This window comes from Barrientosiimonas endolithica, from assembly GCF_030296655.1.
Classification (GTDB): Bacteria; Actinomycetota; Actinomycetes; order Actinomycetales; family Dermatophilaceae; genus Barrientosiimonas; species Barrientosiimonas humi.
The window spans coordinates 399,568-419,184 of the sequence record NZ_AP027735.1 but is presented as its reverse complement, the minus strand read 5'-3'; the positions used below and the strand labels follow the sequence as shown (position 1 = coordinate 419,184).

Genomic DNA, 19,617 nt, shown 5'->3' with positions numbered 1-19,617 from the left:
CTCGCCGTCATGCCTGACCCCCTGCCCGAGCCGGCGCCCGCGGGCCTGGTCGACATCCACTGCCACGGCGGGGCCGGGGGCGACTTCGCCTCGGCCGACCCCGAGCAGATCCGGGCGGCCGCCGCGTTCCACGCCGCGCACGGCACGGGCCGGATGCTGGCCTCGCTGGTCACCGCGCCCGAGGACGACCTGGTGCGTCAGATCGAGGTGCTGGCGCAGGTCGTCGAGGCGGGGGACACGGTGGTCGCAGGCATCCACCTGGAGGGGCCGTTCCTGTCCGAGCCGCGCTGCGGGGCGCAGAACCCGGCCTTCCTGCAGCCGCCGTCGGTGGCAGCGCTGCACCGCTGGGTCGACGCCGGCCGGGGGCACGTGCGGATGATCACCCTCGCGCCCGAGCTGCCGGGGGCGCTCGACGTGGTCGCGGCCGCGGTGGACCGGGGCGTCGTCGTCGCCGTCGGCCACACCGACGCGACGTACGACCAGTGTTCCCAGGCCTTTTCGCGCGGTGCGACCGTCGCGACCCACCTGTTCAACGGCATGCGCCCGCTGCACCACCGCGACCCCGGGCCGGTGGGCGCGGCGCTCGACCACGGCGTCTGGTGCGAGCTGATCGCCGACGGGGAGCACCTGCACGACGCCACCCTGCGCCTCGTCGCCCGGCTGCGCCCCGACCGCGCCGTGCTGGTGACCGACGCGATGAGCGCGGCGGGCCTCCCCGACGGTGCGTACGCCCTCGGCGGCCAGGCGGTGACCGTCGCCGCGGGCGCGGCGCGGCTCAGCGAGGGCGGCTCGCTGGCCGGGTCGACACTGACCATGCGCGGGGCGGTCGAGCACGCGCTGGCAGCGGGCGTCGAGCCAGACACCGTGCGACGCATGGCCCGCGAGAACCCTGCAGCCGCAGTGGGTCTCACGCTCCCACCAGGTTGACGCCGGCTCGGGCGAGCAGCGCGAACCCGACGCCCCAGAGGATGATCGAGACCACCTGCCAGCCGATCACCGACCGGGTGCGCGCGCCCGCCGCCACCAGCGCGGCCGAGGAGATCTGGCTCGGGAGGAGCGTCTGCCCCAGCAGGCTCACCCCCGGCACGCCGAACCGGTCGAGCATGCGCATGACGCGCTGCCGCTTCGGCGTCATCGTGGCGGGGTCCTGCACGCCGCGGCGCTGCCGGATCCGGTCTGCGGTGAGCACGAAGGCCAGCATCGAGACGACGTTGCCGGCGACGGCGGCCGCCACAGCCACCACCGGGTTGAGCCCGGCCACGACACCGATGGCCGACCCGAAGTAGCTCTCGACGAACGGGATGGCGCCGCCCAGGGCGACCCCGAGCCACTGCAGCAGCGGCGGGAGCCCCTCGGTGAACTCGCGAACGGTGTCGATCATCGGATGCTCCCTGTCTGTGACCTGGTGGGCTAGTACGGTGTGCTAGTCCCTGGTGGGAGCAAACTAGCACGGCGTACTAGTACGGCGTACCAAAGGCGGAAAGATGGCAGGAACGGACCGACGGCAGCAGATCATCAAGGCTGCCGCGCAGCTGGCCGTCGAGGGCGGCATCGACTCGGTCAGCGTGCGTGCGGTGGCCGCCCGCGCGGGCATCGGCGCCAGCACCCTGCGGCACTACTTCCCCACCCAGGCCGCGCTCTACGACGCCGTCCTCGAGCCCGCCCTGGACCTGCTGGTGTCCGACAAGCGCATCGGCGACCGGCGCGTGCGACCGCAGCGACGGCTCACCGAGTGCCTGATGCAGTTCCTGCCGGGCGGGCAGGAGGGCCACCTCGCCGGCATGTCGAACGAGCAGGCGCTGGACCAGTGGTTCGGGCTCTACGTCACCGCGCTCGGACCGCAGCGCACCGAGGGCGGGCGTGCCGCGCTCACCTGGCTCACCACCCGCCTCAGCGGGAGCGTGCGCGGGTGGCTGACCACCCTCGACGAGGAGGGGTGCTCGCGGTGCCCGTCGAGGACGCCCTGCGCCTGCTGCTGGCGGTCGTGGACGGCATCTGCCTGCAGGTCATGACCCCCGACGGCCCGCTCCGCGTCGATAGTGTCGAGCCGACCCTGTCCCTGGCCGTGGAGCGAGTGATCACCGGATGACCGAGACCGCGCGACCGCAGATCCGACCCGAGCAGCCGGCCGACCTCGACACCGTGCTCGACGTCATCCGTGCCGCCTTCGCCGGCGAGGGCGAGCAGGTGGCGGCGATCTGGCGCGAGATCGCGGCCGGCGACGTCCCGCACGCCGGCCTGGTGGCCGTCGTCGACGACCGGGTGGTGGGCCACGTCGGGCTGAGCCACGGCTGGCTCGACGCGCGCCGCGCGCTGGTCGACATCACCGTGCTCAGCCCACTGTCGGTGCTGCCCGGCCTGCAGTCCGCAGGCATCGGCACGGCCCTGCTGGGCGCCGCGGTCGAACGAGCCCGAACGATGAGTCCCCTTCTCGTGCTTGAGGGTTCGCCGGCGTACTACGGCCCCCGCGGCTTCGCACCGGCCAGCGCGCACGGGGTGCGACCCGCGAGCGACCGTACGCCCGCCCCGGCCTGCCAGGTCGTGCTCGGCGAGGGCTACGAGGAGTGGATGACCGGCCGCGTCGTCTATCGCGAGGTGTGGTGGCGCCACGACGCCGCCGGCCTGCGCGACCCGGAGCTGGCACAGGTCGAGCAGGCGCTGGGCGTCGAGCCGCCCATGGTGGTCGAGTAGGCCGGAGCGCAGCGGAGGCCGTATCGAGACCCCTGCGCCGGGTCTCGATACGCGCTCGTTCCTCGCGCTACTCGGCCAACGTTGGGTTAGGCAGTGAGCGGGGAGGGGCGGATGCCCCAGGGGGCCGACCAGGTCTGGTCGGGCTCCAGCACGACCAGGTGGTCGCCGGTGGCAAGGGCGTTGGCGGGGCAGGTCATCGGCTCGACGGCCACGCCGGTGGTGCGCTGCTTGTCCTCCGGCAGCGTGTCGCCGGTGAAGACCTGCACGAACGGGTAGGCCTCGACGTCGGCCCACACGGTCGTGCGGCGCTCGCCCCGCGCGACCACGACCTCCCACCGGCCATGGTCGCCCGGCGTCAGGTCGGTGAACGCATGGTCGAGCACGGTCGCGCCGATCTCGCGCGGCGAGCGCAGGTCGAGGTCGCCCGCCACCGGCGAGCTGCCGGTCGGGATCAGCCGGTCGTCCACGTCGAGCACCGTGCTCGCCGGGACGGTGAGCGTCACCTCGTCGACCCTCGCCTCCCCCACCGTGAGATAGGGGTGGACGCCGAAGCCGAACGGCGCGCGGTCGTCTCCGACGTTGGTCGCCTCGGGCGTGACCGTGAGGCCGTCGTCGCCGAGCTCGTAGCGCACCCGCAGCTGCAGCGGATAGTCCCAACCCTGTTGCGGCATAAGGGAGTACGCCACCACGAGCACCGACGCCTCGTGCACCTCGAGGTCCCACAGCGCCCAGCGGACGAGCCCGTGCGAGGCGTTCGCCCTGGCCGGCTCGGTGAGGGCGAGCTGCTGGTCGCGTCCGGCGAAGGCGTACTTCCCGTCGCGGACGCGGTTGGGCCACGGCACGAGCAGCTGGCCGCGCCCGGCGTCGGCCTTGGCCGACACGGGATAACCGGAGACGACGGGGCGGTCGCCGACGGCGTACTCGCGGATGCCGCCGCCCACCTGGACGACGGTGAGCCGCTGGTCGCCGTGGTGGATGCTCCACTGCTCCCCGCTGGGGGCGACGGCGCTCACCGGCCCGCCAGGATGTCGCCGGCACGCTCGCGCATCTCGACCTTGCGCACCTTGCCGGTGACGGTCATCGGGAACTCGTCGGTGACGTGGACGTACTTCGGGATCTTGTAGTGCGCGAGCTTGCCGGTCGCGAACTCCTTGACGGCGGCGGCGTCGAGCGGCTGCTCGCCCGGGCGCATGATGATCCAGGCCATGAGCTCCTCGCCGTACTTCTCGTCGGGGACCCCGATGACCTGCACGTCCGCGATGGCCGGGTGGGTGTAGAGGAACTCCTCGATCTCGCGGGGGTAGACGTTCTCGCCGCCGCGGATGACCAGGTCCTTGATGCGGCCGACGATCGCGAGGTATCCGTCCTCGTCCATCTCGGCGAGGTCGCCGGTGTGCATCCAGCGCGCCCGGTCGATGGCCTCGGCCGTCTTGTCGTCCTGCTCCCAGTAGCCCAGCATCACCGAGTAGCCGCGGGTGCACAGCTCGCCCGTCTCGCCGCGCCCGACGGGCAGGCCGGTGGCCGGGTCGACGACCTCGACCTCGAGGTGCGGCATGACCCGCCCGACCGTCTCGGTGCGCCGGCGCAGGTCGTCGTCGACGCGCGTCATGGTCGACACCGGGGAGGTCTCGGTCATGCCGTAGCAGATCGCCACCTCGCCCATGTTCATCTCGGCGACCACCCGTTTCATCACCTCGACCGGGCAGGGCGATCCGGCCATGATCCCGGTGCGCAGCGTGGACAGGTCGAAGCTCGCGAAGTCGTCGAGACCGAGCTCGGCGATGAACATCGTGGGGACGCCGTAGAGCGACGTGCAGCGTTCTGCCGCAACGGTTTCCAGCGTTGCCGCGGGGTCGAAGGCGGGCGCCGGGATCACCATGCAGGAGCCGTGGCTGGTGCACGCGAGGTTGCCCATGACCATGCCGAAGCAGTGATAGAAGGGCACCGGGATGCACACCCGGTCGGCCTCGGTGTAGCCGATGAGCTCGCCCACGAAGAAGCCGTTGTTGAGGATGTTGTGGTGCGACAGCGTCGCGCCCTTGGGGAAGCCCGTGGTGCCCGAGGTGTACTGGATGTTGATCGGGTCGTCCGGTGCCAGCTCGGCCGTGCGGGCGTCGAGGTCGGCGTCGCTGACGTCACGCCCACCGTCGACCATCGCCTGCCAGGAGTCGTCGCCGGTGCGCGGCGCCTCCCCCACCGACACGTAGTAGACCTCGCGCAGCTCGGGCGTCTCGCCGCGCACCTCCTCCACCATCGCGGCGTACTCGCTCGACCGGTGCCGCACCGCGCTGACGAGAGTGCGCATGCCCGACTGGCGGACGACGTACTGCAGCTCGTGGGCGCGGTAGGCCGGGTTGACGTTGACGAGCACGGCGCCGACGCGGGCGGTGGCGTACTGCAGGAGCGTCCACTCGGGGCAGTTCGGCGCCCAGATGCCGACGCGGTCGCCCTTGGCGATCCCGAGCGCGAGCAGCCCCTTCGCGACGGCGTCGACGTCGGCCGCGAGCTCGGCATAGCTCCATCGCCGGCCGCTGGTGCGGTCGACCATCGCGTCGCGGTCGCCGTGCTGGGCCACGGTGCGCGCCAGGTTGCCCGGGATCGTGTCGCCCAGCAGCGGCACGTCGGAGATGCCGGACGTGTACGACGGGGTCGGGACAGGTGCATCAGGCATGGCGTCCTCCACGGCGAGGGGTCGGTGAACCCACCCTAGGAGCGCTGCGGGGGCTGCGCACCGGATGACGGCACACCAGGTGGGGGCGGGCCGGGTGGCGGCGGGCCGGGTGGCGGCCGGGGCGACGGGGGCACGTCCGGCTCGCCGGACCGGCCGACGACGAGGCTGGCGACGAACACGCCCACCGAGAGCACCAGGGAGGTGACGCCCTGCGCCAAGTAATCGATGCTCATGATCGCCAGCACGAAGGTGAAGGCCAGGACGCCGATGCCGCCCAAGGCGGCGACCCCCGCAGCCGTACTCCACGACCAGCGACGCCGGACGCCCGCGAGCACAACCAGGACGAGGCTGTAGGCCAGCAGGGTGATGGGCAGGAACACGAGGCTGCTGACCCAGGACGGACCGGACAACCTGGTGGGGCGGCAGTCGATCACCGCCACGCGGCTCCAGGTGCCGTCCGGTGCGCGACGCACCAGGCCCTCGCTGTTCGCGCTGACCAGAACGACCGGACCGGCACCCGTCCGGGCGATCGCGACGCGGTCGAGCTCGAAGCGGTTCGCGTCACCGTTGCACCTGCCGTTGTTGCGCAGGGCGAGGCGACGCTCCTGCTCCGAGGTGAACGCGAAGGTCGTACGCCACGGGTCGCTCTCGCGCGCCCGGTGCTCCACGAGTCGCCCGCCGTCCACGCGGAAGCAGCCGACGTCCGGCGCGCAGGCCTGCCGGGTCGCGGGGGCCCCGCCGGGCGCGGCCGTCGGCTCGCGCTCGGTCCAGGTCGCACCGGCATCGCCGCTGACCGCCCACTGACCCGACTCCCACGGCTGACGGGTCGAGGACGGCGCGGCGGAGGGCAACCCGAGCGTCCCGGACGACGTCGCACCCGGCGGTGCGGGCGCCGTCGTCGGCGCCGCGCTGGTCTGCTCGCCGACGATCACGCCGTTCTGCTGGACCCACACCTGGTTGCCGTTGACGCGCAGGTCGGTCAGCAGCGGCGCCTGGGCACAGCTCGTCGCGGTGACGGCCAGCACCGCCAACACCACGGCGGGGATCGCGAGCAGGCTGCGCGGGCGCTCGGGGAGTGCCGCACCGCCCGACGCCAGGGTGCGCCGCAGCACCGCCGTGGACGGGACCAGGGCGAGCAGCGCGACGAGGTCGGTGGGGTCGCGCAGCGTCGCGCCACCGAGCGCCGGCGCCGCCAGCTCGGCCACGCCGGGGACCGTCTTGAGCGCTGCGAACGCCAGCGCCACCACGAGTGACGACGCGGCGGGCCGGCGCGTCACGACGCCGAGCGCCCAGGCCAGCAGCACCACGCCCGCGACGTCGCTGAGCTTGCCGACGACCGGGCCACCGACGTACGTCTTGAGCAGCTGGTCGTTGACGGCGAGCAGCGCGACCGCTCCGGTGAAGACCGGGTGGACCATCAGCTGCGAGCGTGCCCCCACGGAGGCAGCGTGGCGCGGCGCTGACCGGGGGCGCCGGGTTGTCGACGAACCGTTGCCGGATCGTGCCCATCGGCCCGGCGGGGCTCGGGTCGTCCGCAGGCGCGGTCTTAGGCTGTTGCGGTGCCCAGCCCTGCTCGCAGCTTCGCCGACGACGTTCGCGCGCGCGACGACGCCGAGCTCGCCCGCCTCGTCCGGCTGCGGCCCGACCTCGCGCGTCCCGCCCCCGCCAACCTCAGCGCCCTCGCGGCCCGCGCCGCGACCGTGCCGAGCACCCGGCGCGCCCTCGAACAGCTCGATGCCGGGCTGCTGCACGTGCTCGAGTCCGTGCTCGTGGCAGGCGCGTCCGGCCCCGCCGCGGCCGCGCTGCTCGGCGCCGACGAGGCCACGCTCGCGGCTCCCCTCGACGAGCTCTGGGGTCGCGGCCTGGTGTGGCGCTCGCCGGAGGGGATGCGCCCCGCCCGCGCGGTCGGCGAGACCCTCACCCACCCGGCTGGGCTCGGGCCGGTGGCGGCCGAGCTCGGCGTGCGCCCACCCGCCGACGTCGGCGCGGCGGTCAGCGGGCTGAGCGACGCCGCCCGGCGGGTGCTCGACCGGCTGCGCTGGGGCGTGCCGCGGGCGTCGTTCGAGGGGGCCGCGCTGACGGCCGCCCGGGACGAGCTGGTCACCGCCGGCCTCATGGCTCGTCTCGACGGCGCCGACGCGGTCGTGCCGCGCGAGGTCGGCATCGCGCTGCGCGGCGGCGTGCTGCACGAGAACCCTTTGCTGCCACCGGATTCCGCAGACCTGACCACGCTCACCACGGCCGACATCGACGCCTCCGCGGGCGCCGAGGCGCTCGAGCTGCTCGACCAGGTCGAGGAGGTCGCGCGCGCCTGGGAGGGCGACCCGCCGCGGGTGCTGCGGTCGGGCGGGCTGTCGGTCAAGGACCACAAGGCCGTCGCGACCCGGCTCGACTCGGGACTCGACCGAGCAGCATTCGTCGTCGAGATCGCTGCAGCTGCAGGGCTTCTCGCGTCCGACGGCGAGCTGGACCCGTCATGGCTGCCGACCCCGGCGTACGACGACTGGCGCGCCCGCGAGCCCGGCCGCCGGTGGGCAGACCTCGCCCTCGCGTGGTGGGGCACCGTGCGGGCGCCGTCGCTCGTGGGTGAACGGCTCGAGGGCCGCTCGGTCGTGAACGTGCTCAGCGAGCAGGCCGCCTGGCCGTTGCTGCGCACCCGGCGGCACGACGTCGTGGCGGTGCTCGCCGCTCTGCCGGCCGGCGCGGCGCCGCGGCTGGCCGACGTCGAGGAGCGGCTGCGGTGGATCCGGCCGTTGCGGCTGCCCTCCGGCGCGCCCACGCAGGTCGCCACCGTGCTGCAGGAGGCCGCGTGGCTGGGGGTGACCGGGCGTGGCGCGCTGAGCGCGGTCGGGCGCGGGCTGCACGACGGCCTCGACGCGGCCGCTCTGAGCCAGGTCGCGGCCGCGCACCTGCCGGAGCCGGTCGACCACGTGCTCGTGCAGGCCGACCTCACCGCCATCGCGCCGGGGCCGCTCACTGACGACCTGGGACGCCTCATGCGACTGGCCGCAGACGTCGAGTCTCGTGGCGGCGCAACGGTTTTCCGGTTCACACCCGGGAGCGTCCGGCGCGCGCTGGACAGCGGTCTGGCCAGCGCCGACCTGCTCGGCCAGCTCGGGGCGGCGTCGCGCACGCCGCTCCCCCAGCCGCTGACGTACCTCGTGGCCGACGTGGCCCGGCGGCACGGTCAGGCGCGCGTCGGGTCGGTCGGGTGCTACGTGCGCAGCGAGGACGAGACGGCGCTCAGCGCCATGCTCGCCGACCGCGATCTCGCACCGCTGCAGCTGCGCCGCATCGCGCCGACGGTGCTGGTCTCCCCGCTCCGGCCGCGACCGCGATGGAGCTGTTGCGCGCGCACTCGCCCGTGGCGGAGACCTCCGACGGTGGGCTCGTGCTCGCCGGCCGCACCGCGCGGCGGGCGACCGGCCGCGGGGCCCCCGCCGCCCGCCCGGTCACGGTCGACCCGGTCGACGACGCGGTCGCTGCCGACCTCGTCGCCCGGCTGCGGCAGCACGAGACCGAGGCGGCCGAGCGCCGCGAGACCCAGCAGGGGCCGCAGATCCCGCACACCGACGCCACGGTCGCCGTCACGATGCTGGCCGACGCCGCTGCCGACCACGCGGCCGTGTGGCTGGGATACGTCGACGAGACCGGGGACGTACGTCGGGCGCTGTTCCGCCCCGAGCGCGTCAACGGCGGGCGGGTCGTCGGCAGCATCGAGGGCTCGGCCAGCCGCCGCACCCTCCCGATCCACCGGATCACCGGCGTCGCGCCGGTCGAGTAGCGGGGCGACCCACCGGTAACCCCGGACCCCGAATCCCGTTGCCGCTGAACCGCCTCCGGGCGCGCACCGCGGGCTAGTTTCCAAAGATCGGGCGCGGTTCGCTCCGCACGCGCGAACCGCGTCCGACCGCCCGCACCGCCTGCGCACCACGAGGAGATCCGCATGCTCAGCCGTCGACTGCTCGCCTCCGGCACGGCCCTGGCCGCGGCCGGCGCCATGTCCGCGGGGGCATACCCCCTGCCCGCCACGGCGAGCCCGAGCGCCCCCACCGAGAGCCGGACCGCTCCGGGCGTCACGCACGAGGAGAACGAGCGGGTCCCCGAGGGCGCGGCCTGGACCGAGGAGTACTTCCCGTCCAAGGGCGCCGAGCTGCACGCCGACGTGCTGCGGCCGGCCAACCTGCCCGCCGACGCGAAGACCCCGGTCATCCTGTCCGTCGGTCCCTACTTCAGCCACGCGGGTCAGACGGGTGACGACGGGTTCACGCGCACCGGACCGTCCGAGCGGTTCAACGACCTGATCGACGGCGCCGAGCTGATGAAGCGCGGCTACACCGTGGTGCTGGTCGACCTGCGCGGGTTCGGCGGCAGCACCGGCTGCCTCGACTGGGTCGGGCCCGGCGAGCAGGCCGACGTGGCGGCCGCGATCGCGTGGACCCGCAACCAGCCGTGGTCCACCGGCAAGGTCGGGATGTACGGCAAGTCCTACGACGCCTCGACCGGCCTCGTCGGCGCCAACCTCGGCGACCAGGGCCCCGACGCGGTGGTCGCGCAGGAGCCGGTGTGGGACATGTACAACTACCTGTTCAACAACGGGGTCCGCCGCTACAACCACCTCGGCACGCCGCGGGCGTACAACTCGATCGCCACCATCGCGCCGATGGCCGACGACTCCTCGCGCTACAAGGCGAACGCGACCTACGAGACGCGCAACCCGCAGTGCCTGAGCAACAACCTCACCGACACCCAGGACCCGGACCCGCAGTCGGCGTACTGGCGCGCACGAGACCTCGCGACGCAGGCCAAGGGGTCACGGGTGCCGCTGTTCGTCACGCAGGGGACCGTCGAGGACAACACCAAGCCGGAGGACTTCCAGCAGTACCTCGACAACCACGCCGGCCCGCAGCGCGGCTGGATCGGGCCGTGGGAGCACGTGCGCGGCAACGACGTCAACGACGCCGGCGTGCTCAAGATGGGCCGTCCCGGCTGGTTCACCGAGGTGATGGCGTTCTACGACCGCTATCTCAAGGGCGACCGGTCCACCAACCCGTTCCCGGCGTACGCCGTCCAGGACAACCGCGGGACGTGGCGCGCTGAGGAGTCGTGGCCGAACGTGACTGGGCGGCAACAGGTTTCGCTGGCCAAGGGCAGCTACACCGACACCGGGGACGCGGGCAGCTTCAACCCGGGTGCGAGCTCGGGGTCGGGGAAGGGGCCAGGCTCGCGGCCGGACGACGGGTCGCGCGGGCGGGCGCCGCAGGGCCGGTTCGACATGGAGAACCTGCGGGCGCCCAAGCCGAGCAAGGCGGCGGCGCGCAAGCTGTCGCAGGCGGCGCCGGGCTCGTCGCTGACCACGTACTCCGCGCCGGTCGCTCGCGCGGTCCGGCTCACCGGCACGCCGCAGATCACGGTCAACACCAAGGGCAGCGGAAACGTGGTCGGTGAGCTGTGGGACGTCGCACCCGACGGCACGGCCGTGCAGGTCAACGACATGATCTCCGTGCTCGCCCGCAACGGACGCACCACGCTCACGCTGCGCTCGATGGACTGGACGCTCGAGCCGGGCCACCGGCTCGCGGTCCGCGTCGGCACGAACTTCGACGACGGCTACTGGCTGCCGAGCTCGAGCGGGCAGAAGGTGACCGTGCAGGCGGCGAAGCTGAGCCTCGACCTGCAGAACCCGGCGTACGACCGGCGCACCTACGGCGCCCGCGCCCCCTGGCTGGACGTCTACACGCGCTACTACACCGCGGAGGGCACGGTCGCGCCCGGGCAGGGCAGCTTCACCATCCGGGTGCCGCAGGCGCGCTGAGCACTGCGGCGGTCGGCGCTCCAGGTCAGGGCGGGCGGTTCGGGGTGGCCTTACGCCGCCCGCCCTGACCTGTGCCACGACCCCTTTACTCTGGGGCACGTGGTGCGCCACCGGCCGGCGCCGCGGTCCTCCGCGCAAGCGTGCGCACGCTCCGGCGGAGGACCGCCGCCCCGAGCGCCCCACCGCACCCATCGACGGAGGACCGCAACGTCGTACGCACGCCGCACGCCGCACGCTCCGGCGGAGGACCGCCGCCCCGAGCGCCCCTCCGCACGCTCCGGCGGACAACCGCAACGTCGTACGCACGCCGCACACTCCGGCGGAGGACCGCCGCCCCGAGCGCCCCACCGCACCCATCGGCGGTGGACCGCAACGCCGTACGCACGCCCCGCGCACGCTCCGGCGGAGGACCGCCGCCCCGAGCGCCCCACCGCACCCATCGACGGAGGACCGCAACGCCGTACGCACGCCCCGCGCACGCTCCGGCGGACAACCGCCGCCCCGAGCGCCCCACCGCACCCCTCGACGGTGGACATCCGCAACGCCGTACGCACGCCCCGCGCACGCTCCGGCGGACAACCGCCGCCCCGAGCGCCCCACCGCACCCCTCGACGGTGGACCGCAACGTCGTACGCACGCCGCACCCTCCAGCGGGCATCCGCTGCCCCGAGCGCCCCACCGCACGCTCCGGCGGACAACCGCAACGTCGTACGCACGCCGCACGCCGCACCCTCCGGCGGAGGACCGCCGCCCCGAGCGCCCCACCGCACCCATCGGCGGTGGACCGCGACGCCGTACGCACCCCGCACCCTCCGGCGGACATCCGCCGCCCCGAGCAGCGCGGCTCAGACCTGCAGCAGGTCGGCCGTCGAGTACGCCAGGCGGATCGGGCACCGCACGATCCTGGTGACGGCTCCCTCGTGGCCCGGCGGGGCGATCACGGCGCCGAACGCGACGAGGAGCGCCTCGTCGAGCACGTCCAACGGCGCCGACGCCTCCATCGTGAAGCCGGGGTCCTTGGTGCTCGGACGCCGCCCGCTCCACACCAGCTGCCACGACCGGTGCAGCCGCGCGATCCGCACCCCGTCACGCTCCAGCACCGAGACGCGGTCGGTGGTGGGCCGATAGGAGTACGTCCTGCCGGCGAGGGTGACGTCGCGCGTGGCGGACCTGCGACGCAACGGGATCTCCGCGCGCGGCCGACAGGTCACCTGCTCACCTGCCGGGGTCTGGAGCGTGCAGGCCGCGTCGAGGGGATGCGACCGCGCCTCGCGGCCTCCCAACCCTCGGCCGTCGACGCGCACGTCACCCGCAGCTGCCAGCGCCCGGCGGGGTCGACCACGTCCAGGTCGTCCCCGACAGCGCGCACCCGCCAGCCGTTCACGACAGCGTGACCTGCTGCACCTCACCGGCCGGGTCGAAGCCGAACACCTGGCCGTAGAACGACAGCTCCAGCTCCTGCGCGCGGATCTGGTTGGCGGGCACCCGGAAGCCGTGCCCCTCCCCGCGAAAAGGACCAGCGCGTGCGCAATCCCCTTGCGCTGCAACGCATCCGCCATCATCTGCGCCTGGCTCGGCGGGACGACCTTGTCCTCGTCACCCTGCAGCAGGAGCAGCGGCGCGGAGAGTCCGCCGAGGTGGTTGATCGGCGAGCGCTCGTCGTACGTCGACCGGTCGTCCGGCCACGGACCGATGAGTCCCCACGTGTAGCGGCTCTCCAGCTTGTGCGTGTGCTCGGCCAGTGCGCCGACGTCGGCGATCCCGAAAAGGCTTGTGCCGGCTGAGAACACGTCGGTCGTGGTCAGCGCCGCCAACGTCAGGTAGCCACCCGCGCTCCCGCCGCGGATCGCCATCCGCTCGGCGTCCACGACACCGCTGTCGGCCAGGTGCTGCGCGCCGAGAGCGGCGTCCTGCACGTCGGCGCAGCCCCACTGCCCGCGCAGCCGCTCGCGGTACGCCCGGCCGAAGCCGGTGGACCCGGCGTAGTTCACGTCCAGCACCGCGAAGCCGCGCGAGGTCCAGTACGTCCGCGCCCGGGTCGCGACCGCAGCCGTCGCGGCGGTCGGCCCACCGTGGGTCGTGACCAGCAGCGGCGGCCGCTGCTCCTCGGGAGCAACGACGTCGGGATTCCTTGGCAGATAAAGGAATCCGTGCGCGGTCTGCCCGTCGAAACCGCTCCAGGTGATCGCCTCCGGCGGCGCGGCGAACCGCTCGAGCAGCTCGTCGGTCTCACCCGCGAGCGGCGTCAGGGTCGCCTCGTCCGGGTCGATGCGCACCACGGTCGGCATCGCGTCCGCCGCGCCGACCACGGCCACCGCCTTGCTGCCGGGGGCGGCGCCGAGCTGGTCGATGTACGTGATCGGCAGCTCGACGTCGGTCACGTCACCGCTGCTCGGGTCGAGCAGGACGGCACCGCGGAAACCCTCGACGATGCGGCCCGCCAGCACGCGACCGTCGTCGAGCAGGGCGAAGCTGCGCATGTGCGGCACCCAGCGCGGCATGCCGTAGTCGTGCTGGTCGTCGTGCACCGGCCGCAGCCCCGCCGACTCCTCGCGCAGGTCGAGCAGGTGGAACGTGCTCCAGCCGCTGCGGTCGCTCAGGACCAGCAGCCGGTCGTCGTCGAGCCAGGTCGGTTCCTCCAGCGACTCCTCGGTCGACCCCGCCACCACGCGCGCCTCGCGCAGGCCGCCCGCGTCGTCGAGCTCGGCGACCCACAAGAAGGTGCCGTCCCAGGCCATCTGGGGGTGGTTCCAGGTCAGCCAGGCGAGCCGGCGCCCGTCCGGCGACAACGCGGGATCCAGCACGAAGTCGGGCGGGGCGGGGGTGTCGTCCGGTTCGGCGTGGTCTCGATACGCGCTCGTCCCTCGCGCTACTCGACCATCTTGACCAGGCTCGGCCTGGTCTCGATACGCGCTCGTCCCTCGCGCTACTCGACCATCTTGACCAGGCTCGGCCTGGTCTCGATACGCGCTCGTCCCTCGCGCTACTCGTCCGGCTTGGTCGGCGACCTGGCGCTCCCGGCCGGGCTGCAGCACCTCGCCCACGCCCGAGCCGTCGCCGGACAGGTCCAGCCGCACCAGGGAGGTGACCGGCTCGAGGCTCGGGTCGCGCTGGTCCTCGCGGATGGCGTACGCGACGCCGCGCCGCGGGTCGATGCAGAAGCCGGAGTAGCGCACGAGCCCGTCGGTCTCGGCGGTCACCGGCCGCGGCTCGCCGCCGTCGCGCGACACCCAGACACGCTGGCCGTCGCGCACGACGTAGACCACGATCCCGTCGCGGACCGCGTAGTCGCCGCCGCCGTACTCGTGCAGCGTGGTGCGCACGTCCTGCCCCGGCAGCGACACGTCCGTCGTGCTGCCGTCGGGTGCCCGACGCACCAGCGCGCTGCGCCCCTCGTCCTGCGGGCGGGTCTCCCGCCAGTAGACGTGCTCCCCGTCGGCCCAGGGCTGGCCGCGCCCCACCGTGCTGCCGTGCACGTAGTCGGCCGTGATGGGCGAGGGCCAGCTGCCGTACGAGCTCGGTTGCGTCATCAGAAGATTCGCACCCGGTCGTCCTCGGCCAGGAACATCCCGTCGCCCTCGGCCACACCGAACGTGTCGTGGAACTCCTGCAGGTTGCGGGCCACGTTGGCGCGCTGGTCGGTCGGCGCGTGCGGGTCGATCGTCAGCAGCCGCTTGGCCTCGGCCTCGCGCGCCTTGCCGCACCACACCTGCGCCCACCCGAGGAAGAACCGCTCGTCGCCGGTGAAGCCGTCGAGCTCCGGCGAGGCCTCGGTCTCCTGCGCGATCTGGAACGCCTTGTAGCCGATGGTCAGCCCGCCCAGGTCGCCGATGTTCTCGCCGACGGTGAGGCCGCCGTTGATCTTCTGCCCCGGCGCATCGCGCGGCTCGAGCTGGTCGAACTGCTCGACGAGCTTCTTGGCCAGGCCGTCGAACCGCTCGCGGTCGTCCTCGGTCCACCAGTCGGTGAGGTTGCCGTCGCCGTCGAAACGGCTTCCTGGTCGTCGAACCCGTGACCGATCTCGTGCCCGATCACCGCGCCGATGCCGCCGTAGTTGACCGCGTCCTCGGCGTCGACGTCGAAGAACGGCGGCTGCAGGATCGCGGCCGGGAAGACGATCTCGTTCATCACCGGCATGTAGTACGCGTTGACCGTCTGCGGGGTCATGAACCATTCGTTCTTGTCGACCGGGTCGCCGACGCGGGTGAGCATCCGGTCGACCTCCCACGCGGTCGCTCGGTCGACGTTGCCGACCAGGTCGGCGGCGTCGATCTCGATGGAGGAGTAGTCCTTCCACTCCTGCGGGTAGCCGATCTTCGGCGTGAACTTGGCCAGCTTCTCCAGCGCCTTGTCGCGCGTCGCCTGGCTCATCCACGGCAGCGACTCGAAGTCGCGGCGGTAGGCCTCGACGAGGTTGGCGACGAGGTTCTCCATGCGCTCCTTGGCGTGCGGCGGGAAGTGCTTCTCGACGTACAGCTGCCCGGCCGCCTCGCCGATCAGCTCCTCGACGAGCCCCACGCCGCGCTTCCACCGCTCCTTCAGCTGCGGGATGCCCGAGAGCTGCTTGCCGACGAACTCGAACTGCTCGTCGACGAACGCCCCGCTGAGGTATGCCGCGCGCGAGGAGATGATCCGCCAGCGCAGCCAGGCGCGCCACGCCTCGATGGGCTCCTGCGCGAGCGCCTCGGCGAATCCCGTGAGGTACGAAGGCTGTTCGACGACGACCGGGTCGAGCACCGACTCCTCGGCGCCGACCCCGTCGAGCCACGCCGACCAGTCGACGCCCGGGGTCAGCTCGTCCAGCTCGGTGCGCGTCGTCTTGTTGTACGTCTTCACCGCGTCGCGGTTGGCGACCCGGTCCCGGTGCGCCTTGGCCAGCCGCGTCTCCAGGTCCATGACGACCTGCGCCTGCTCGGGGTCGAGCCCGGCGAGCTCGAACATCCGCCCGATGTGGGCGACGTACTTCTCGCGGGTCTCGGCGTGCTGGTCCTCGCGGTAGTAGGACTCGTCGGGCAGGCCGATGCCGTGCTGCGCGAGGTAGAGCACGTTCGTGGTCGACTCGCGCGCGTCGGCGATGGAGTAGAACCCGACGAAACCGTCGATCCCCTTGCGTGCCAACGCTCCTGACGCGCGCACCAGGTCGGTCGCGGTCTGCAGCCCGTCGGCCAGCGCGAGGTCCCCGCGGATCGGCTCGGCGCCCAGCTGCTCGATCTGCTCCTCGTCCATGAACGAGGTGAACAGGTCACCCACCTGCCGGCGCGGGGTGCCCGGCTCGGCCGACGCGCCCGCGGCCTCGGTGATCAGCTCGCGCATGGCCGCCTCGGACTCCTCGCGCAGCCGGTCGAACGAGCCGTAGCGGGCCCGGTCCTCGGGGATCTCGTGCTCGCGCACCCACGCCCCGTTGACGAAGCCGAACAGATCGTCCTGCGGGCGCACGTCGCGGTCGAAGTTGTCCAGGGTCAGGCCGGAAGACGTCATGCCGCCCAACATACGGGCGGGGCCTGCTCGCCGCGCCGGGGATGCGTCAGCGCGTGGATACAGTCGCGGACGTGGACTCCGGGAGCACCCTGACGCGCGTCGTCGCCGAGCTGCTCACCGCGGCGTTCACCCTGATCGGCGTCGTGGTGCTGCCGTGGGCCAGCATCCGGCTCGCGCGGCGCCGTCGCGGCGGGGTGGCGCTGCCCGCGTTCGTCCAGCACCCCGGACGCGTCGGCCACGGCGGCGCCCGCAGCGAGCAGATGGCCCGCCTGGTCCTCGACGGCCCGACCGGCCGCGTCGTCGGGTCCCGGCTGCACGCGGTCCTGCCCCTGGAGTCGCTGCGCCAGGCCCCCGTCGCGAGGTCGTACGTCCGCGAGGGCGTGGGCGAGGTCGATGCCGTGGTCCTGCGCGACGAGTCGGGACAGCGCTGGACCGTCGGCGTGCTGCGCGCGTGGCGGCAGGCGCTCGCCGTGGAGGGCCGGCGGCCGCTGGCCTGGCCGCGGCGCTGGTGGCTCGCGGGGCCGCGCTGGATCGGGGTCGTGCTGGCGCTGATCGTGCCGATCCCGGTCGTGACGCACCTGCTCTACTGGCTCGGCTCAGACCGAACCGTCTCGATCGTGCGCACCTGGGAGCACCCGGCGAAAGGCGAGCGCTGCGAGGTGCGTTGGGCCGACGGCGCCACCAGCGAGCTCGGCTGCCGCGACTGGTTCGCGAGCGCCGGCGAGCAGGTCACGATCCACACGATGCCGTGGCCGCTGAGCCGCTGGACGATCTCCGACGAGACCCTCGTCGCCGTCACCGTGCTCACCCTGCTGCCGATGCTGCTGCTCGCGACGGTGCAGCTCGTGACCGGTGCGGTGCGCATCGCCCGGCGCCCGACCCGACTGCTCCCGGAGGAGCCCGACCCCGGGGCGGGCGCGACGGCGTACGTCCCGGCGGGGGCCTCGTTCGTCCAGCTGTGGCAGGCGGTGGCCGCCCGGGAGAGCTGGTACGCCGAGGAGCAGGTGGTCCTGCCCGAGCGCCGGCAGCGGTGGCGGGCGGCGCTGCACCGTCCGGTGCTGTGGTGGTTCGCCGCGATCGTGCTCGGCATGGGGCTGCTGGGGCTGCCCCGCGGATGGGTGTTCGTCGTACCGGGGCTGCTGGTCGTCGGCTACGGGCTGTTCGGCGCGGCGCGCACGCTGGCCCGGCTGAGCGCCGCCGCGCGCGAGCCCGGCCGCCCCTGGCCGTTCCTCGCGCTCCGCACCGACCTCAACACCTGGCAGGCGCTGCTCGTGCAGGACGGGCGGCCCGCGTGGCTGCTCGACCTCGGCCGCGCCCACCCGCACGCCGCCGGCACCGCGCTCGTGCACGGTCCGGTGCGCGAGGGGTCGTGGGTGCTGCTGGACGCCGACGGCGCCCGCTTCGTCCCGCAGCAGCCGGCGGCGCCGGTGGGTCCGGAGCAGGAGCAGGAGCTCCGGGCGGCGCTGCGCGCACGGCTCGGAGGGCGTACGTCGGTCTGACCTGCCGCGCGCCTCAGGCGCCGCCGAGCGCCCGGACGACCGCGGACGGCGAGGGCCGCCCCAGCTGCTCGGCCATCCACAGGCTCGTGCCGACCAGCGCGTCCAGGTCGACACCGGTCTCGATGCCGAGACCGCGGCAGGCCCACACGAGGTCCTCGGTGGCGAGGTTGCCGGTGGCGCTCCTGGCGTACGGGCAGCCGCCCAGGCCGCCGGTCGAAGCATCGACGACGGTGACCCCGTGGCGCAGCGCGGTCAGCGTGTTGGACAGCGCCTGACCGTAGGTGTCGTGGAAGTGCACCGCGGTCTTCGACGCCGGGATTCCTTGCGCGTCAAGGGATTCCAGCAGCTTGGCCACGTGACCGACCGTCCCGACGCCGATGGTGTCGCCGATGCTGAGCTGGTCGCAGCCGAGGTCCATCAGCCGCGCGCACACGTCGACGACCTGCTCGACGGGCACCGGGCCCTCCCACGGGTCGCCGAAGCACATCGACACGTAGGCCCGCACCCACAGGCCCGCCTCGCGCGCGCGCCGCACGACCGGGGTGAACATCTCGACCGACTCGGCGACCGAGCGGTTGAGGTTCTTCTGCGCGAAGGTCTCGGTGGCCGAGCCGAAGATCGCGATGGCGCCGACGCCGGCCGCGAGCGCGTTGTCGAGACCGCGCTCGTTGGGCACGAGCACCGGTCGCTTCGGGCCGTGCCCCGTGTCCGCGAGCTGCTGCAGCAGGTCGGGCGCGTCGGACAGCTGCGGGATCCACGACGGCGGCACGAACGAGGTGGTCTCGACCGTCTCCAGCCCGGCACCGACGAGCCGCTGCACGAACTCGGCCTTGACCTCGGTCGGCACGACCGACTTCTCGTTCTGCAGACCGTCGCGCGGGCCGACCTCGTAGATCGTGATGCGGTCGGGCATGCCGTCCATCGGCACGGTCATCGGCAGGTTCGCGGTCATGCCCAGCATCGTCGCACCTGACGCGAATCACCGGCGGCTGGGCGAGGCCACCCGCACCTCTGCGGCGTGACCGTCGGTCGCCAGCTTCGCGTCGCAGGTGACGAGCGGCACGCCGAGCCCCTCTGCGAGCGCGAGGTAGTTCGCTTCGTACGCCGTGAACCGGTGACGCAGGCCCCAGACCCGGGTCGCGAGCGGCGCCATCTCGTGCCGGTGGATGTTCAGGGAGAAGTGGTCCTGGACCGCCTGCTCAGCCACCTTCTGCTCGAGGCGGTGGGCGAGGGTGAGGCCGCGCAGCGCCGACAGCACCTCCACGTCCAGCAGCTGCGGCGCCGCCAGCTCGCCGGCCAGCGCGTCCCACAGCCACGGGTCGGGCTCGAGCCCGACGAGCGCCTCCACGACGGCCGAGGCGTCGACGACGATCACCGTCTGCCGTCGGCAACCGCGTCGAGGATCTGCGCCGTGCCGGCGCGGGAAGGATCCGGCGGCCCGGATCGTTACTCTCCTGGCGGAC

At 73.5% G+C, this 19,617-nt stretch carries 13 protein-coding genes and 1 pseudogene; 6 read left to right on the top strand and 8 right to left on the bottom strand.

The window, feature by feature from the left end; translation table 11 throughout:
* The first annotated feature begins 9 nt into the window (after positions 1-9).
* On the top strand, positions 10-927 hold the full coding sequence (gene nagA, locus QUE40_RS02120) for an N-acetylglucosamine-6-phosphate deacetylase (RefSeq protein ID WP_289232180.1): 918 nt from the start codon (positions 10-12) through the stop codon (positions 925-927).
* On the opposite strand, the gene QUE40_RS02115 is transcribed toward nagA, so the two are convergent.
* Positions 908-1,381, bottom strand: a complete 474-nt coding sequence (locus QUE40_RS02115; protein ID WP_142004207.1) for a hypothetical protein — start codon at positions 1,379-1,381, stop codon at positions 908-910. The genes nagA and QUE40_RS02115 overlap by 20 nt on opposite strands.
* Before the next feature lie 103 nt (positions 1,382-1,484).
* Here QUE40_RS02115 and QUE40_RS02110 point away from each other — a divergent pair, with 103 nt between their 5' ends.
* Positions 1,485-2,012: a TetR/AcrR family transcriptional regulator gene (locus QUE40_RS02110; protein ID WP_289232179.1), complete on the top strand. Its 528-nt coding sequence runs from the start codon at positions 1,485-1,487 to the stop codon at positions 2,010-2,012.
* Positions 2,013-2,085: 73 nt separating this feature from the next.
* Positions 2,086-2,691: a GNAT family N-acetyltransferase gene (locus QUE40_RS02105; RefSeq protein WP_289232178.1), complete on the top strand. Its 606-nt coding sequence runs from the start codon at positions 2,086-2,088 to the stop codon at positions 2,689-2,691.
* A gap of 86 nt (positions 2,692-2,777) precedes the next feature.
* Here QUE40_RS02105 and QUE40_RS02100 read toward each other — a convergent pair whose 3' ends face one another.
* From QUE40_RS02100 to QUE40_RS02090, 3 genes are read right to left on the bottom strand one after another with little or no spacing between them, the layout of a single operon-like run.
* Positions 2,778-3,704 carry an aldose 1-epimerase family protein gene (locus QUE40_RS02100; RefSeq protein WP_289232177.1) on the bottom strand — a complete coding sequence of 309 codons (927 nt, stop codon included), beginning with the start codon at positions 3,702-3,704 and terminating at the stop codon, positions 2,778-2,780.
* Complete coding sequence (locus QUE40_RS02095; RefSeq protein ID WP_289232176.1) at positions 3,701-5,362, bottom strand: AMP-binding protein; 1,662 nt, start codon at positions 5,360-5,362, stop codon at positions 3,701-3,703. Before QUE40_RS02095 ends, QUE40_RS02100 begins: the two co-directional genes overlap by 4 nt.
* 35 nt (positions 5,363-5,397) lie before the next feature.
* Positions 5,398-6,801, bottom strand: coding sequence for a hypothetical protein (locus tag QUE40_RS02090; protein WP_289232175.1), 1,404 nt, complete (start codon positions 6,799-6,801; stop codon positions 5,398-5,400).
* 120 nt (positions 6,802-6,921) lie between these two features.
* On the opposite strand from QUE40_RS02090, the gene QUE40_RS02085 reads away from it, so the two are divergent.
* Positions 6,922-9,165: a helicase-associated domain-containing protein gene (locus QUE40_RS02085; protein WP_289232174.1), complete on the top strand. Its 2,244-nt coding sequence runs from the start codon at positions 6,922-6,924 to the stop codon at positions 9,163-9,165.
* 143 nt (positions 9,166-9,308) lie between these two features.
* Entirely contained in the window at positions 9,309-11,177 is a 1,869-nt protein-coding gene (locus tag QUE40_RS02080) for a CocE/NonD family hydrolase (RefSeq protein ID WP_289232173.1), read from the top strand.
* 845 nt (positions 11,178-12,022) lie between these two features.
* Here the strand turns inward: QUE40_RS02080 and QUE40_RS02075 are convergent.
* Both QUE40_RS02075 and QUE40_RS02070 read right to left on the bottom strand, forming a co-directional pair.
* The gene (locus QUE40_RS02075) at positions 12,023-14,707 is read right to left on the bottom strand and encodes a S9 family peptidase (protein ID WP_289232172.1); all 2,685 of its coding nucleotides are present in this window, start codon (positions 14,705-14,707) and stop codon (positions 12,023-12,025) included.
* Positions 14,707-16,655: pseudogene (locus QUE40_RS02070) on the bottom strand (M13 family metallopeptidase). Before QUE40_RS02070 ends, QUE40_RS02075 begins: the two are co-directional and overlap by 1 nt.
* Before the next feature lie 71 nt (positions 16,656-16,726).
* Here QUE40_RS02070 and QUE40_RS02065 point away from each other — a divergent pair.
* Positions 16,727-18,154, top strand: a complete 1,428-nt coding sequence (locus QUE40_RS02065) for a hypothetical protein (RefSeq protein ID WP_289232171.1) — start codon at positions 16,727-16,729, stop codon at positions 18,152-18,154.
* Positions 18,155-18,167: 13 nt separating this feature from the next.
* Here QUE40_RS02065 and QUE40_RS02060 read toward each other — a convergent pair whose 3' ends face one another.
* Together QUE40_RS02060 and QUE40_RS02055 are read right to left on the bottom strand one after the other, a co-directional pair.
* Positions 18,168-19,106: a hydroxymethylglutaryl-CoA lyase gene (locus QUE40_RS02060; RefSeq protein ID WP_142004195.1), complete on the bottom strand. Its 939-nt coding sequence runs from the start codon at positions 19,104-19,106 to the stop codon at positions 18,168-18,170.
* Between the two features lie 27 nt (positions 19,107-19,133).
* Entirely contained in the window at positions 19,134-19,529 is a 396-nt protein-coding gene (locus QUE40_RS02055) for a type II toxin-antitoxin system VapC family toxin (RefSeq protein WP_289232170.1), read from the bottom strand.
* Between the last annotated feature and the right edge of the window lie 88 nt (positions 19,530-19,617).